This window comes from Streptomyces kaniharaensis (assembly GCF_009569385.1).
Taxonomy (GTDB): Bacteria; Actinomycetota; Actinomycetes; order Streptomycetales; family Streptomycetaceae; genus Kitasatospora; species Kitasatospora kaniharaensis.
The window spans coordinates 302,189-315,883 of record NZ_WBOF01000003.1 but is presented as its reverse complement, the minus strand read 5'-3'; the positions used below and the strand labels follow the sequence as shown (position 1 = coordinate 315,883).

At 71.6% G+C, this 13,695-nt stretch carries 15 protein-coding genes and 2 pseudogenes; 6 read left to right on the top strand and 11 right to left on the bottom strand.

Annotated elements, in window-relative coordinates; all coding sequences use genetic code 11:
* Positions 1-80 precede the first annotated feature (80 nt).
* Entirely contained in the window at positions 81-539 is a 459-nt protein-coding gene (locus F7Q99_RS32590; protein WP_153468361.1) for an SRPBCC family protein, read from the top strand.
* 502 nt (positions 540-1,041) lie between these two features.
* Here the strand turns inward: F7Q99_RS32590 and F7Q99_RS32585 are convergent.
* From F7Q99_RS32585 to F7Q99_RS32565, 5 genes and pseudogenes are all read right to left on the bottom strand, one after another.
* Positions 1,042-1,662, bottom strand: coding sequence for an NmrA family NAD(P)-binding protein (locus tag F7Q99_RS32585; RefSeq protein ID WP_407697898.1), 621 nt, complete (start codon positions 1,660-1,662; stop codon positions 1,042-1,044).
* A gap of 165 nt (positions 1,663-1,827) precedes the next feature.
* Positions 1,828-2,472 carry an HAD-IIIA family hydrolase gene (locus F7Q99_RS32580; RefSeq protein WP_153468355.1) on the bottom strand — a complete coding sequence of 215 codons (645 nt, stop codon included), beginning with the start codon at positions 2,470-2,472 and terminating at the stop codon, positions 1,828-1,830.
* 60 nt (positions 2,473-2,532) lie between these two features.
* On the bottom strand, positions 2,533-3,093 hold the full coding sequence (locus F7Q99_RS32575) for a hemerythrin domain-containing protein (protein ID WP_195911350.1): 561 nt from the start codon (positions 3,091-3,093) through the stop codon (positions 2,533-2,535).
* Between the two features lie 104 nt (positions 3,094-3,197).
* Positions 3,198-4,661: pseudogene (locus F7Q99_RS32570) on the bottom strand (aminotransferase class I/II-fold pyridoxal phosphate-dependent enzyme).
* A gap of 35 nt (positions 4,662-4,696) precedes the next feature.
* Positions 4,697-5,106, bottom strand: a pseudogene (locus F7Q99_RS32565) (DUF6098 family protein).
* A 222-nt stretch (positions 5,107-5,328) separates the two neighbouring features.
* Between F7Q99_RS32565 and F7Q99_RS32560 the strand changes: the two are divergent.
* From F7Q99_RS32560 to ctaF, 4 genes are all read left to right on the top strand, one after another.
* Positions 5,329-5,841, top strand: coding sequence for a hemerythrin domain-containing protein (locus tag F7Q99_RS32560; protein ID WP_153468349.1), 513 nt, complete (start codon positions 5,329-5,331; stop codon positions 5,839-5,841).
* A gap of 47 nt (positions 5,842-5,888) precedes the next feature.
* Positions 5,889-6,446, top strand: a complete 558-nt coding sequence (locus tag F7Q99_RS32555) for a hemerythrin domain-containing protein (protein WP_195911349.1) — start codon at positions 5,889-5,891, stop codon at positions 6,444-6,446.
* A gap of 291 nt (positions 6,447-6,737) precedes the next feature.
* Positions 6,738-8,441, top strand: a complete 1,704-nt coding sequence (gene ctaD / locus F7Q99_RS32550) for an aa3-type cytochrome oxidase subunit I (protein WP_153468343.1) — start codon at positions 6,738-6,740, stop codon at positions 8,439-8,441.
* Positions 8,438-8,833, top strand: coding sequence for an aa3-type cytochrome oxidase subunit IV (ctaF, locus tag F7Q99_RS32545; RefSeq protein WP_153468340.1), 396 nt, complete (start codon positions 8,438-8,440; stop codon positions 8,831-8,833). The genes ctaD and ctaF overlap by 4 nt, the downstream gene beginning before the upstream one ends.
* Here ctaF and qcrB read toward each other — a convergent pair.
* Positions 8,799-10,490 carry a cytochrome bc1 complex cytochrome b subunit gene (qcrB, locus tag F7Q99_RS32540; protein WP_153468337.1) on the bottom strand — a complete coding sequence of 564 codons (1,692 nt, stop codon included), beginning with the start codon at positions 10,488-10,490 and terminating at the stop codon, positions 8,799-8,801. The genes ctaF and qcrB overlap by 35 nt on opposite strands.
* 321 nt (positions 10,491-10,811) lie before the next feature.
* Positions 10,812-10,979 carry a hydrophobic protein gene (locus F7Q99_RS32535; protein ID WP_153468333.1) on the bottom strand — a complete coding sequence of 56 codons (168 nt, stop codon included), beginning with the start codon at positions 10,977-10,979 and terminating at the stop codon, positions 10,812-10,814.
* 156 nt (positions 10,980-11,135) lie between these two features.
* On the opposite strand from F7Q99_RS32535, the gene F7Q99_RS32530 reads away from it, so the two are divergent.
* Complete coding sequence (locus F7Q99_RS32530) at positions 11,136-11,465, top strand: helix-turn-helix transcriptional regulator (protein ID WP_326847415.1); 330 nt, start codon at positions 11,136-11,138, stop codon at positions 11,463-11,465.
* A 138-nt stretch (positions 11,466-11,603) separates the two neighbouring features.
* Here F7Q99_RS32530 and F7Q99_RS32525 read toward each other — a convergent pair whose 3' ends face one another.
* The 4 genes from F7Q99_RS32525 to F7Q99_RS32510 form a co-directional block, all read right to left on the bottom strand.
* Positions 11,604-12,110 (bottom strand): cupin domain-containing protein, encoded by a 507-nt coding sequence (locus F7Q99_RS32525; protein WP_153469452.1) that lies wholly within the window; start codon positions 12,108-12,110, stop codon positions 11,604-11,606.
* A gap of 126 nt (positions 12,111-12,236) precedes the next feature.
* On the bottom strand, positions 12,237-12,659 hold the full coding sequence (locus tag F7Q99_RS32520; RefSeq protein WP_153468329.1) for an SsgA family sporulation/cell division regulator: 423 nt from the start codon (positions 12,657-12,659) through the stop codon (positions 12,237-12,239).
* Positions 12,660-12,830: 171 nt separating this feature from the next.
* On the bottom strand, positions 12,831-13,247 hold the full coding sequence (locus F7Q99_RS32515; RefSeq protein ID WP_153468326.1) for a VOC family protein: 417 nt from the start codon (positions 13,245-13,247) through the stop codon (positions 12,831-12,833).
* A 10-nt stretch (positions 13,248-13,257) separates the two neighbouring features.
* Positions 13,258-13,677, bottom strand: coding sequence for a helix-turn-helix transcriptional regulator (locus tag F7Q99_RS32510; protein WP_326847413.1), 420 nt, complete (start codon positions 13,675-13,677; stop codon positions 13,258-13,260).
* Positions 13,678-13,695: the final 18 nt, after the last annotated feature.

Below are 13,695 nucleotides of genomic sequence, written 5' to 3'. Positions count from 1 at the left end.
GATGGTTACGCCCACGCTGAGCGGGCAGACGCGCGGTCGGCCGGGAAAGCGCCCGGCCGCAACCCGCGAGGAGGCCCCGGATGAGCATGGTGAAGGAATCGGTCGACGTCGGTGTGCCGCTGCACACCGCCTACAACCAGTGGACGCAGTTCGAGGAGTTCCCGCGCTTCATGGAGGGCGTCGATTCGGTGACCCAGCTGGACGACCGCCACAACCACTGGCGCACCAGCATCGGCGGGGTCACCCGGGAGTTCGACACCGAGATCGTCGACCAGCTGCCTGACGAGCGCATCGCCTGGCGGACCACGGACGGCGACGTCGAGCAGAAGGGCGTCGTGACCTTCCAGCGTCTCGACGACCGGCACACCCGCGTCAACATGGCCATCGACTTCCGGCCCGAGGGCATGGCCGAGAAGGCCGGCGACATGCTGGGCATGGTCGACCGGAGGGTGAAGGGGGATCTGAAGCGCTTCAAGGAGTTCATCGAGCAGCGCGGCCGGGAGGAGGGCGGCTGGCGGGGCCGGATCAGCCCCGGCTGAGCCCGCCTCCGGGCAGGCCCGCCCACGGCCCCGGTCCTGGTCCTCAGGGCCGGGGCCGCGTTCGCTCCGGCCCGGTTGACCCCGGTCGCATGGGGTAGACGCGCGGCATGGAGGACATCGGACCCCCGTCGGACGACCGGTTCGGCTTCGACGCCGAAACGCTCGATCTGTGCGACCACTGCGGCCAGGCCGTCGTCGGCGCGGACCTGCTCAGCGCGCTCGTGCCGGACTCCTCCGCCCTGCACGCCACCGACCCGGACCTGGACGGCAAACGCGTGCTCACGGCCTGTTCCGTCGACCACCTGGCCGCGCTGATCGAGGAGTACCGCCGCCGGCCCTTCGTCCCCGAGGAACAGTGGGCCGCCAAGGTCTGCCGAGCACTCGCCGGCCACGACGAGCCCGTCCCGCTCAGCACGGTCGCCCAGCTGTGCGGCCTCTCCGAGCGCCAGGCCCAGCAGGGTGTCGAGTGGCACAACGCCCGCGCCCGCGAGTGGCGGGCACGCTACGGCCCAGGGCGGGAACTGATCGGAAGAACGAACCCGCGCCGAGCGGGGCTACCCGGCCACGGCGGCGCGCCGTCCTCGCCGCGCACGGGGCCGAACCGGCCGAGCAGGTTCTCCCAGTAGAACGTCGCACGTAGGAACGTGGTCGGCACCCCGGCGTCGGTGAAGTAGCGATCGGCCTCGGACTTGGCATCGAAGTGCGGCACCTTGTAGCGGCCCTGGAGGGTGGGCATCCGGTCGTCGTCGAGCGGGATGCACTCGCGCGTGTCCTCCAGGGTCGACCAGACCGCGTGCTGGATGCCCGCGTGCTCGGCCGCCAACGCCAGCGCAGCAGCCTGGGCCTTCTCCCGCTCGGCCGACATGTGCTCCCAGAAGTTCGTCACGAGGTAGGCGCCGTAGGCCCCGTCGAGCGCCCGCTCCAGGCTCGGCGGGTCGTCCATGTCGGCCTGGACCACCTCGGCGCCACTCTGCTGGAGCGCCCGTGCGGCGGGCGACTCCGGGTGACGGGTGACCGCGCGGACCGTCAGCCCGGCCTCCGGCTCGGTGAGGATCGCCCCGGCCAGGGCACCGCCCTGACGACCGGTGGCGCCGAACACGGTGATGGTTCTGGACTCTGCCACGGTTCTTCCCTCACGGTGCGGCGGGGGGCTCCGGCTCGTCCCGATCGTCCTCGTCACGACCCGCAGCCTGCGCATCGGCGAGCGACGGGCCGGCGTGCGGCGGTGGGCGTTCTCCGTCCTGGGGGGTCGGGGCGGCCGCGCGTTCTGGTGCCGAGACGGCGGGAGTCAAAGGTGCAGCAGCAGATCGGCGGCCTGCGCCGGGCCGTCCGCGGCGCGGCAGCTCGTCAGGGTGCAGGGCGGGCACGGCCCGCTTGCCGGTCGTGCGGCCTCGGGGACCCGGATCGCGTGGACACCGGCCGCCAGGGCGGCGGCGATCACGGCGTCGCTGCAGCCGATCACCGTGACCCGGGCGGGCGGCAGGCCGAGTGCCCGGCAGGCGGCCGTGAGCAGGGCGGGGGCGGGCATGCGGCAGAGGCAGCCGTCGTGCGATCCATGCGGGCAGACCGCCCATACGTCGAACGGCCCCAGCAGTGCCTCGGCCCGGGCCTGGACGGCTTCGACCTGCCCACGCCCGATCAGACCGCGCGCGACGCCCGGCTGGTTGCTCACCACGCCGAGGGCGAAGCCGGCCCCGCGCAACGCCGCGAGGGCGGCCCGGATCCCCGCCATCGGGTGGACCATGGCGGGATCGCCGTTGCAGGAGACGTCCTGGATGAGTGTGCCGTCGCGGCCGAACAGCACGGCACCTGCCGGGCCGTCAGCCGCGACGCAGTCGGGACAGGCGAACAGCCACGGTCCGGACCGGTCCGTGCTGTCGCCGGACGGGCGGGGCTGCGGAACGGTCGGTACGGGATCTCCGAGGTATGCCATACTCCTGCGGGTTGCCGCCGTGCGGAGCGCCAAACGGCCGACGGGCCGGCAGGCCGCCGCTCATGGCGAGTCCCGGCGCAACGAGGTGTCGTGCCCGGTGAGGTGGTCCCGGACCGCGGCGATGGCCCCGGTACCGGGCGGAAGCTCCCAGACCGGCTCTCCCGGCCTCGGCGGCCGGGCCTGGCGCAGGCGCCGGGAGCACCGCCGCAGCTCCTCCGGCGCGACACGGGCGCGCAGCGCGGGAAAGAGCCGCTCCTCCTCACCGCGCAGATGGGCGCGGAGCACGACCAGCAGCGCGGCGGCCGAGCGGCCGCGATCGAGGGAGGCCAGCCGCGTGTCCGTCGCACGGTCGAGCAGCCGGCGGATCGTGGCGTGGGTGCGGGCGGCGGCGTCCGCGAGAGCACCGCCGGACGGGAGGCACCGGCGAACCAGCGGATACAGGTGGTCCTCCTCGGCGGCGAGATGGGCGTCTAGCAGCAGGCGCAGGGAAGTCAGCAGCCGCAGCTCCTCGTCGGGGGAGGGTCCGCCGTGAGCGCGGGCGCAGTCGAGCCGTCGCATCAGGGCCTCCATGGTCCTGTGCTCGGCGCGAAGCGCGCTCGGGAACCCTTCCGCGCCGTTCATGGCCATCTCCGTCCGAAGGTGCGTGGGGGACCGGCGAGGGGTGCGCCTGCCCGGTTCGCGCCCCGGATAACGCACCGACGGCAGTCGACCGGTCGGCGGCGGGATCAGGCGGCCACGACGCGCAAGGAGTCCAGGGTCTCGTCCGCGGCGTCCGGGACGACCATCCCGGCGGCTACGCCCGAACGCAGGTAGTCGACCACCGCGCGGTCCAGCCGCTCGCCGGGCAGGGCGACCGGTACACCCGGCGGGTAGGGCGTCAGTACCTCGGCGGCGATCCGTCCGGCCGCCTGCGTCACGGGCACCGCCTCGGTGGCGCCGAAGAAGGCCTCGCGCGGCGACAGCACCTGGTCCAGCCGCAGCTCGGCCGGGTCGGGGACGTCGATCTCGGCTGCGGGCCGGAGCTCGCCGACGTGGTCGACGAGGTCGCGGAGCGCGGCGACGAGGGCGCCGACCGTGTGGCGGTCGTCGGCGTGGCTGAGCTGCGCGCTGATCCGCCGGTGGTCGGCGAGGTGGAGGTTCATCCGGTGATGGGCCAGCAGCCAGTCGGCCGCCTGGTAACCGTCGGTGCCCAGTGCCGCCACGTCCATGACCAGCTGGAGCGGGTCGAAGTCCGCTGCCCGGTGCAGCGCGCAGAACTCGGACCGGCCGTAGAGCCGCAGTCCCGGGATCAGCGCGATCCGTTGCCGGGTCGTGCCGGCCAGCCGCAGGGCGTGGTCGTACAGCTCGCGGCCGTGCTCGACCATCTGGCGCCGCCAGCCGTCCAGTGCGGCGTACACCAGCACGGAGGGGCTGGTGGTGCCGAGCAGGTCGGCCCGCGCCTTGAGCTCGGCGGGATCGACGAGATCGCCCTGCAGGTGGTACACCGAGCTCTGTTCCAGCCCGGCGCCCATCTTGTGCACCGAGGTCACACAGAGGTCCGCTCCCACGTCCATCGCCCAGGCCGGCAGGCGCGGATGGAACGGCAGGTGGGCACCCCAGGCCTCGTCCACGATCAGCGGCAGGCCGCGGTCGTGGCAGACCTGGACGGTACCGGCGAGGTCCGCGCAGCCGCCGTAGGGGGTCGGGCTGGTGATGAGGGCTCCGGTCGCCTCGGGATGCTCGGCGAGGGCCTTGGCGTACGCCCGCGCCGACGGAGGGTGGGCGAAGTGCAGCCGAGGGTCCCACTCCGGGTCCACTCAGACGGGGTGCACTCCCGAGAGGACGAGCCCGGAGGCGACCGACTTGTGCACGTCGCGGCCGATGAGCAGCCGCTCCCCGGGCCCGGCCACGGCGAGCATGGCGGCCTTGACGGAGAGCGAACTGCCGCAGGTGGAGAAGAAGGTGAGGTCCGCGTGGACGGCATCGGCCATCAGCTCCTCGGCCTGCTGGAGCACCTGGTTGGTCGAGCGCCGGTCGTCGAGCCCGGCGGTCGCGAGGACGTCGGCCCGGAACAGGGCGTCGCCGAGGACGGCCCGGACGCGTGGATCGGCGCCCCGGCCCTGCTTGTGGCCGGGCGGCGTGAACGACAGCCGGCCCTCCTCGTGGTAGGCGCCGAGGGCGTCGAGGACGGGTGCGCGTGAGTGGTCCATGACTCGGCGGCTGCCCGGGCGCAGGGCCGGGAAACTCAGTCGGTGGAGTCCCGGCCCGGGGTGAACCGCGCGCGGTAGCGCCGTGCGGCCTCGTCGAGGACCTCGGGAGCGAGCCAGGCGAGTGGCAGCGGGTCGGCGATCAGCGGCTCGTGGTCCGGTCCGACGCCGACCACCCGGCCGGTCAGCACCCACGGCCGCCGGTCGGGCAACTCGCTGCCAGATCCGCGTACTTCACGACCCGCCGGGCCACCCAGTCGGCGGCCGGGCGGGGCCACCAGGGCTCCGGCCGCAGGGACGTCACGGACAGGCCGGGCAGCCGGACGTCGGCCTCGTAGTCCCGGCTGCCGGCCCGGTCCGCCCGGGGTCCCTTCGAGTACCGCAGGTAGACGTCGAGGTCTCCGGTCGCGAGCGCGGTCAGCAGGGCCAGGTCGTCGATCAGGCCCATTCCGCCGTCGCCGGTCCCTCCGGCGGTCGCATCGCGCATCGCCCGTCCAGCCTCGGTGACGTTGGCGGTCCCGGTGGTCGTTCCGGAACCGGGACGTACCGGGCGGATGCCCGGAACCGGCGGCGCCAGTCCTGCCGAGGGCCGTGGCCCGGCGTTTGGCCGGGGGCCGCCCGGGGACACGCCCGGTCGGGCGGGGAAGCCGTCGACCAAAGGAGACGAGTGATGTCGAACGATGCCATCGTCCTGCTGCGGGAGGACCACAAGGAAGTCCGCCGCCTGTTCCGCGAGTACCGGGGGCTCGCAGGGGGTGACGGGCGCGGCGGCGACCGAGCGCGGCGCGAGACGGTCGAGAAGATCGTGGAGGCGCTGACCGTCCACACCTACCTGGAGGACGAACTGGTCTACCCCCGCATCCGCCAGGAGGTGCCCGGCTTTGCCGCGGACATGGACCGCGCCAAGGAGGAGCACCACGTCGCCGACCTGCTCTGCGAGGAGCTGAGCCGGATGAGCCCCGACGACGAGGGCTACGACGCCAAGACCGCCGTCCTGATCGATGCCGTCGAGCGTCACATCGAGGAGGAGGAGGGCACCTGGTTCCCGAAGGTCCGGGCCGCGTTCGGCCGCAAGGAGCTCCGGGAGATGGGCGAGCGGATGCAGGCCGTGCGCGAGACCGCGCCGCGCCGTCCGCTCGGCGCCGGCATGCTGCACCGCATCGCCGACGCGTTGGAGGGCTGACCGCAGTCCGGAGGCCGGCGCCCCGTGGACCGGAAAGGAAGACGATCGTGCACGACGAAGACCTGCTCGACCAGCTCACCGCCGACCACCAGTCGGTGCTGCTCCACTTCAGCGAACTCAGCGGCCTGCCCAGCGGGGACCCGCAGCGTAAGGAACTGGCCGACCTCGTGGCCGACCAACTGGTCCGCCACGCGCGCGCCGAGGAGGAACACCTCTACCCGCTCGCCCGTGACCGGCTGGCCGACGGACCGGCGGTGGTGGCACGTGAACTCGCCGACCACCACGCGGTGGAGGCCCTCCTGGGCGAACTCCGTCATATCCGTGTCGGGTCGCCGCACTTCGACCGCCTGGTGGCCCGCCTGGCCGAGGAGGTCACCCGGCACGCCGGCGACGAGGAGGCCCGGCTCTTCCCGGCCGTACGCGCCGTGGCCACCGAGGGCGAACTGCGCGTCCTGGCCGCCCGCGCCCGCGAGACCAAGGAGCTCTCCTCCGGGCGTCCCCACCGCCAGCTCCCGAAGGCACGCCCGGCCGACCGCCTGCCGCCACCCGAGCGCTCGCTCGTCGAACGGTTGCGGGACTTCCTGACCCCGGGCGGACCGCACTGACACCGCGGTGCCCGCCGGCTGTTCGGCTCATGACCGGCGCTCAGAATGCCCTCCACCCATGACGTCGGCCGCCCGATCGGCGTGGCGGAGCAGCGCGTCCACGGCTGCCGGAGCCGCGGTGGGCGTCGCCGGATGTCGGCCGGTCGAGGGTCGTGCAGCGTGGCAGCCCGGCGGGCGGGCCGGCCACCGCTAGGGTCGCGATTGGCGTGCGAGGGCTTGTGATCCGCTCGGGAGGGCGACGTGCCGGAGCCGTCTTCGGGGGTGCGTCATCGGCTCCGTCGCGGAGGTTCCATGAGTGTTTCGACCGCCGCGTCGCGGCGTGCCCAGGTCCGGCTCCACCAGGGCAGCACGGTGCTGCGATGGCTGTTCACCACGGACCACAAGGTGATCGGGAACCTCTATCTGGCGACGGCGTTCGGCTTCTTCCTGTTCGGGGGCGTGCTGGCGCTGTTGATGCGCGCTCAGCTGCTGGGTCCCGACACGGGCTTCCTGTCGAACCACCAGTACAACCAGATGTTCACCATGCACGGCACGATCATGCTGCTGCTGTTCGCCACCCCGACGTTCGCCGGGTTCGCCAACGCGATCATGCCGTTGCAGATCGGGGCGCCCGACGTCGCCTTCCCCCGCCTGAACGCCTTCACCTACTGGGCCTTCCTGCTGGGCGGGCTGCTGGTCGTGAGCGGCTTCCTCACGTCGTACGGGGCGCCCGCGTTCGGCTGGTTCGCGTACGCGCCGCTGAACGGACCGGTGTTCTCGCCAGGGGCGGGCGGCGACCTGTGGTCGTTCGGCCTGGTGGTGGCGGGTATCGGCACGATCCTGGGCTCCGTCAACTTCGTCACCACCATCACCTGTCTCCGGGCACCCGGCATGACCCTGTTCCGGATGCCGATCTTCACCTGGAACGTGCTGTTCACGTCGATCATGGTGCTGCTGGCCTTCCCGGTACTCACGGCGGCGCTGCTGTGCCTGGAAGCGGACCGGAAGTTCGGCGCACACGCCTTCGACGCGGCGAACGGCGGGGCGATCCTCTGGCAGCACCTCTTCTGGTTCTTCGGCCATCCTGAGGTCTACATCGTCGCGATCCCGTTCTTCGGCATCGTCAGCGAGATCATCCCCGTGTTCAGCCGCAAGCCGTTGTTCGGCTACTACGGGATGATCGGCGCGACGATCGCCATCACGGCCCTGTCCATGTCGGTGTGGGCGCATCACATGTTCGTCACCGGGCAGGTGCTGCTGCCGTTCTTCTCGATGATGTCGTTCCTCATCGCGGTGCCCACCGGGGTGAAGTTCTTCAACTGGATCGGCACGATGTGGAACGGCTCGCTGTCCTTCGACACACCGATGCTGTGGTCGATCGGGTTCCTGGTGACCTTTCTGTTCGGCGGGCTCAGCGGGGTGCTGCTGGCCGCGCCGCCGATCGACTTCCACGTCACCGACAGCTACTTCGTGGTGGCCCACCTCCACTACGTCCTGTTCGGGACGGTCGTGTTCGCCACCTTCGGCGGCTTCTACTTCTGGTGGCCGAAGCTGACCGGGAAGATGCTCGACGAGCGGCTCGGCAAGGTGCACTTCTGGATCCTGTTCGTGGGATTCCAGGCCACCTTCCTGGTGATGCACTGGCTGGGGGCCCAGGGGATGCCGCGCCGCTACGCGACGTACCTGGACGTGGACGGATTCACGGCCCTCAACGTGCTCGCCTCGGCCGGGGCGTTCCTGCTGGGGATCTCCAACCTGCCGTTCTTCTACAACGTCTGGACCACCACCCGGCACGGCACCCGGATCACGGAGGACGATCCGTGGGGCTGGGGCCGGTCGCTCGAATGGGCCACGTCCAGCCCTCCGCCGCACCACAACTTCCGTGTGCTGCCCCGGATCCGTTCCGAGTCGCCGGCGTTCGACCTGCACCACCCGGAGGTGGCTCCCGCCGAGTCCCGGGGAAGCGCCGCCGACGTGCCGCCCGGCGGCCCGGGCGAGCGGGGAAGTGCGCGATGAAGGCCGAGGGGTGGCTGTTCGGCATCATGACGGTGTTCTTCGCGAGCACGGGACTCGTGTACGGACTCTGGGCCCGGGACCCCGCCGGAAAGGCGATCCTGACCGTGGCGTTCCTGATGTCGGGGCTGATCGCCCTGTTCTGGTTCGTCCAGCATCACCGGCGGGGCGGCGGGCGGGCTCAGGACCGGAAGGAGGCCGAGATCGCGGAGACCGCGGGGCCGGTGGGATTCTTCCCGGCCCGCAGCGGATACCCGGTGCTCGTGGCGGTGGGTGTGACGATCTTCGCGCTCGGCCTGGTGTTCGCCCGGTGGCTGATCGTCCTCGGCGGCCTGGTGCTCGCACTGGCGGTGTTCGGCTTCATCTTCCAGTACCGCGACGACGGCGACGCATGATCCTGCGGACCAGACGACGGACCGGGCCGGTCGTGGTCGGCCGAGGAGGTCGCTCTGCCGGAGTGCGGGGGTGGGCCGGGGCGGTGAGGACGCCCGCGACGCGCTCCAGCTCCCGTTCGGTGGCGGGTAGTTCGACCCGGTCACCGTAGAACCAGGAGCTCACGGCGGCCCGCACCCGCTCCCGGCGCGGCGCCCCGTCCGGGGCCTGCTGGGGCACCGGCACCTCGCGTACGAGCATCACCACGCGCTCGTACTGCCGCACAGGGCGGTGGCGGCCGGTGAAGCCGCCGTCGGGGGACTGATCGATCCGGCCGGTCCGGTCGCCCTCCAGGAGGCGGGTGCGGTCCCTGGCCTGCAACGCCAGGCAGATCCGCCGGGCCAGCATGAACGACACGGGTGGCAGGACGATCAGTGCCGCCCGTAGCACCTCGGTGAGCGTGTTGACGGAGACACCGAAGGTGTACGCGATCACGTCGTTGCCGCCGGCGATCAGCAGCACCGCGTAGAAGGCGATCCCGGCGGCACCCAGCGCGGTGCGGGTGGGCTTGTTGCGCGGCCGGTCGCACAGGTGGTGCTCGCCCGGATCGGGATCGAGCCACCGTTCGGCGAAGGGGTAGGCGTACAGCACCGCGAACAGGAGACCGGGCACGACCAGCGACGGAACGAAGGCGCTCCACGACACCGTGTGCCCGAGCACACGGGTCTCCGCGGCCGGCATCAGCCGCAGGGCGCCCTCGATGAAGCCGATGTACCAGTCGGGCTGGGCGCCGGCCCCGGCGACGTCGGGCCGGTAGGAGCCGTATCGCCAGATCGGGTTGATCTCCGCGAGGAAGGCCGACAGCGCCATGATGCCGCTCAGCGTGAACAGCAGGCCCAGCGTGCGGGTCATGAACTGCGGGAAGAAGGGCATGCCCACAACGTTCCGGTTGGTGCGGCCGGGTGCTGCCCACTGCGTGTGCTTCAGGACGACCACGAGCGTCAGGTGGGCCCCGATCAGGGCCAGCAGCAGGCCGGGCACCAGCAGGATGTGCAGGCTGAACAGCCGAGGGACGATCGTGTGCCCGGGGAACTCGCCGCCGAAGGCGAAGAAGGTGAGATAGGAGCCGACCAGCGGCACCGAGAGCAGTACTCCCTCGGCGATCCTCAGCCCGGTGCCCGAGAGGGTGTCGTCGGGCAGCGAGTAGCCGGAGAAACCTTCGAGCAGCGCGAGGTTGAACAGCGTCACGCCGATGACCCAGTTGAGCTCCCGCGGGCGGCGGAAGGCCCCGGTGAAGAACACCCGCAGCAGGTGCACGCCGATCGCCGAGACGAACAGCAGCGCCGACCAGTGGTGGACCTGACGGATCAGCAGGCCGCCGCGCACGTCGAAGCTGATGCGCAGGGTCGACGCGTACGCCTCCGACAGGCTCACGCCGCGCAACGGCAGGTAGGAGCCGTCGTAGACGATCTCGCGCATGCTCGGATCGAAGAAGAACGTGAGGTAGACGCCGGTCAGCAACAGGACGACGAAGCTGTACAGCGCCAGTTCGCCCAGAAGGAACGACCAGTGGTCCGGGAACACCTTGCGCAACAGTTCCCGGCCCCCCTCCATGACCGGCAGCCGCCCGTCCAGACTGATCGCGGCGCGTTCACCGGCCGACGGCTTCCGCCCGCTCATCGGTTCCGGCCTTCCGCCCGCGTGACGACCTGCCGGTCGGCCCGTGTCGTACGGACGGTGCTGCGCAGGGCCCCTGCCCTGCGCAGAGAACCGGATGGGCGGATGACGCGGCCACGAGGCGAAACCTTGGTTACCTCCACGCCAGGCAACCTAGTGCGGCCACCCCCGTGCAGGGCGGCCGAGCAATGCCGGTTGCTCCTTCACGCGGCGGCAGAACACTCCAACGGCGGAACGTGCAGGGCCGTTCCGTCACCGGCCGGGCGCTACCCGACGACGCCGGGGCCGGTCACAGCCGGCCCCGGCAAGGGATGTGGGTGGTGGTCACCACCGGTACCACCGCCGACGGCCGCCGGCGCCGCCCGCGGTGAAGACGAAGCCGAGGACCCAGACCACCAGGACGGCCAGCGCGATCCACCACAGGACGTGCACGGCGAATCCGGCGCCGCCCAGGATGAGGGCCAGCAGCAGGATGAGGACGAGTAGCAGCATGGGAATCGACCCTCTCATGCGGGTAAACGGGACGTTCGGACACTGCGTGTGCCCGGCTCCGGCGGTTCCATGCGGGCTATCGGGAATCGATGTCGCGAATCTGCTTTCGTGTATTTCCTGACTCCTTCGACGAATCCGGCGCCCTATCCTGGACGGGTGGAAGAGCAGCCGTTGGCCGGGCATCAGTGGACGTTCCTGACCAACCACGCACGCGTCCTGGTGCAGATCGCCCGGGACCCGGGGATCAGGGTGCGCGACATCGCCGCCCGTTGCCTGCTGACCGAGCGCGCCGTCCAGCGGATCATCGTCGATCTCGAAGAAGCGGGATACCTCACCCACCACCGGGTCGGCCGGGCCAACCAGTACCGCGTCATCGCCGCCAAGCAACTGCGCCACCCCGCCGACAGTGGCCCGACCCTGGCGGAGCTGCTGGCTGTCCTGCTGCGGCAACAGGTCGGCGCGAGCTCAGAACAGGATCTCGGCTGAAAGGTCTCGCCTCGTCGGCGAAGGGGCGGGTCCTGGGGCGTAGTCCGGATCACGTAGTCCGTCGCGAGCCAGTCCGTCGAGAGCCAGTCCGTCGAGAGCCTCCGCCACCCGCAACCGCGAGCGCGGGCCTGGTGGCGCTCAGCGGCCGGGCCCCGCAGCCGTCGGCAGGCGCTCGCCGCACTGGCTGCAGAACCGTGCGTCCGCCTCGCCCGCAAGCCGCCCGCAGCGGGCGCAGACCTGGCCGGGCGGAGCCGCCGCCTCGCTGCCCGCCGGTCCGACGGGAGCGGAGCGGATGGCAAGGCCGGGCCGCCGGCGGTGCACGGTGAGGTAGAGCAGACCGGTCGGACCCGCGGAGAGCGACCGTTGTGCACCGTGCGGCAGCCACGCCGTGCACCCCGGCGCCAGGTCCTGCGGAATGCTGTCCGTCTCCAGTCGGCCGCTCCCGCCGAGCACGTGGATGAGGACATCGAGGTCCGGCTCCACGTGCTCGGCGACCGCGGCGTTCGGCAGCAGGCGGATCACGTTCGCGTCCAGTTGCCGCCCCGCCTCCGCGAGCCTCCACAGCGCTCCGCTCCGGTCGGCGGGAGCCTCGCGGACCAGAGTCTCCAGGCGGGCGAGCACTCCTGGCCCCGAGGTGGGAGTCAGCACGGCCTCCTACAGGCGGACACGGCGGGATCGGCCCGTGGATTCTACGGAAGAGCGCACGGCGAGCCGGGTAGCCCGGTCGAATCGCGCCGCACCTCGTCCTCGCCCGTGTGCCCGTGCGCGCGGTCAGTCGGTGGCGAGAAGCCGGTCGAGCGCGGCGTCGACGTCGAGGTGGTCGGACTCCGACCCGGCGGGTACCAGCGCGAAGGAGTCCGAGAGGAAGGCGGTGACGGCATCCTCCGGGGCGCTGAGCACGGCCTCGCCGGTAGGCCCCCGCAGGGTGATGAGGACCTCGCCCTCGGACCCCGGGCAGACTTTCACGTCGCCACTGCCGGTGGGGACACAGCGGCCCTCGCGCAGCAGTTCGCGGCTGAAGTACCAGCACACCTGGGCATCGCGGCCCGTGCACTCGCACGGGGCCAGCGGAAACGCGAGGCATGCCGCGTACGGAAGGCTCGTGTCGAAGCGGAGTTCCGCATCGACCGGGACATCGGGCAGTGCACTGTCGGGGAACGTGACGGGCACCGGGCGGACAGCAGACATCTGCATCGAATCGCCCTCCTGCGATCCTGACGCGTCGACCCCGGGCGGGCCGACGTACCTGACCGCCGCCTACCCGTTGCCCCACCTGCCAGTCGGCAGGTCCGAAAATCTCCACAACTCCCTTGCATACCAGTTGCGTTGCTGCGGGAGCACCCGGTCTGCCGCAGAACGCTCCCGCTACCTGCCGCGCGGCTGGTTGAACCGCAGCATGTTCCCGGCCGGGTCGCGGAAGGCGCAGTCGCGTACGCCGTACGGCTGGTCCATCGGCTCCTGCAGGACCTCACCGCCCGCGGCGCGGATGCGCTCGAACGTCGCGTCGCAGTCGTCGGTCCGGAAGATGACCCCGCGCAGCATGCCCTTGGCCAGCAGTTCGGCGACCGCCTGCCGGTCGGCGTCCGAGGCGTTCGGGTCCGCGAGCGGGGGCTCCAGGACGATTTCCACGTCGGGCTGCGACGGCGAGCCGACGGTCACCCAGCGCATGCCCTCGAAGCCGACGTCGTTGCGCACCTCGAGGCCGAGCACGTCGCGGTAGAAGGCGAGCGCCTTGTCGTGGTCGTCGACGGCGATGAAGCACTGTGAAAGCGTGATGTCCATGCCCCTCACGCTACGGTTCGGGGCTGTCTTTCGCTTCTCCGTTCCTGACCGGCCGGGTGTGGATCTTGGCGATGCAGGCCGGGACGGCGGCGCCGTTCTCGTGGTCGCGGGCCCGGTACGCGCTCGGGGTCTCACCGACCAGCTCCGTGAACCGCGAGCTGAACGAGCCCAGCGACGTACAGCCGACCGCCATGCACACCTCCGTCACCGTCAGGTCGCCACGCCGCAGCAGTGCCTTGGCCCGCTCGATCCGGCGCGTCATGAGGTAGCTGTACGGCGTCTCGCCGTACGCGGCGCGGAAGCTGCGCGAGAAGTGGCCCGGCGACATGAGGGCGACCCGCGCCAGCGCCGGGACGTCCAGTGGCTGCGCGTAGTCGCGGTCCATCGTGTCACGGGCCTGGCGGAGCCGGACGAGGTCGGAGAGGGGCACACGAGGCACGTTACAAAC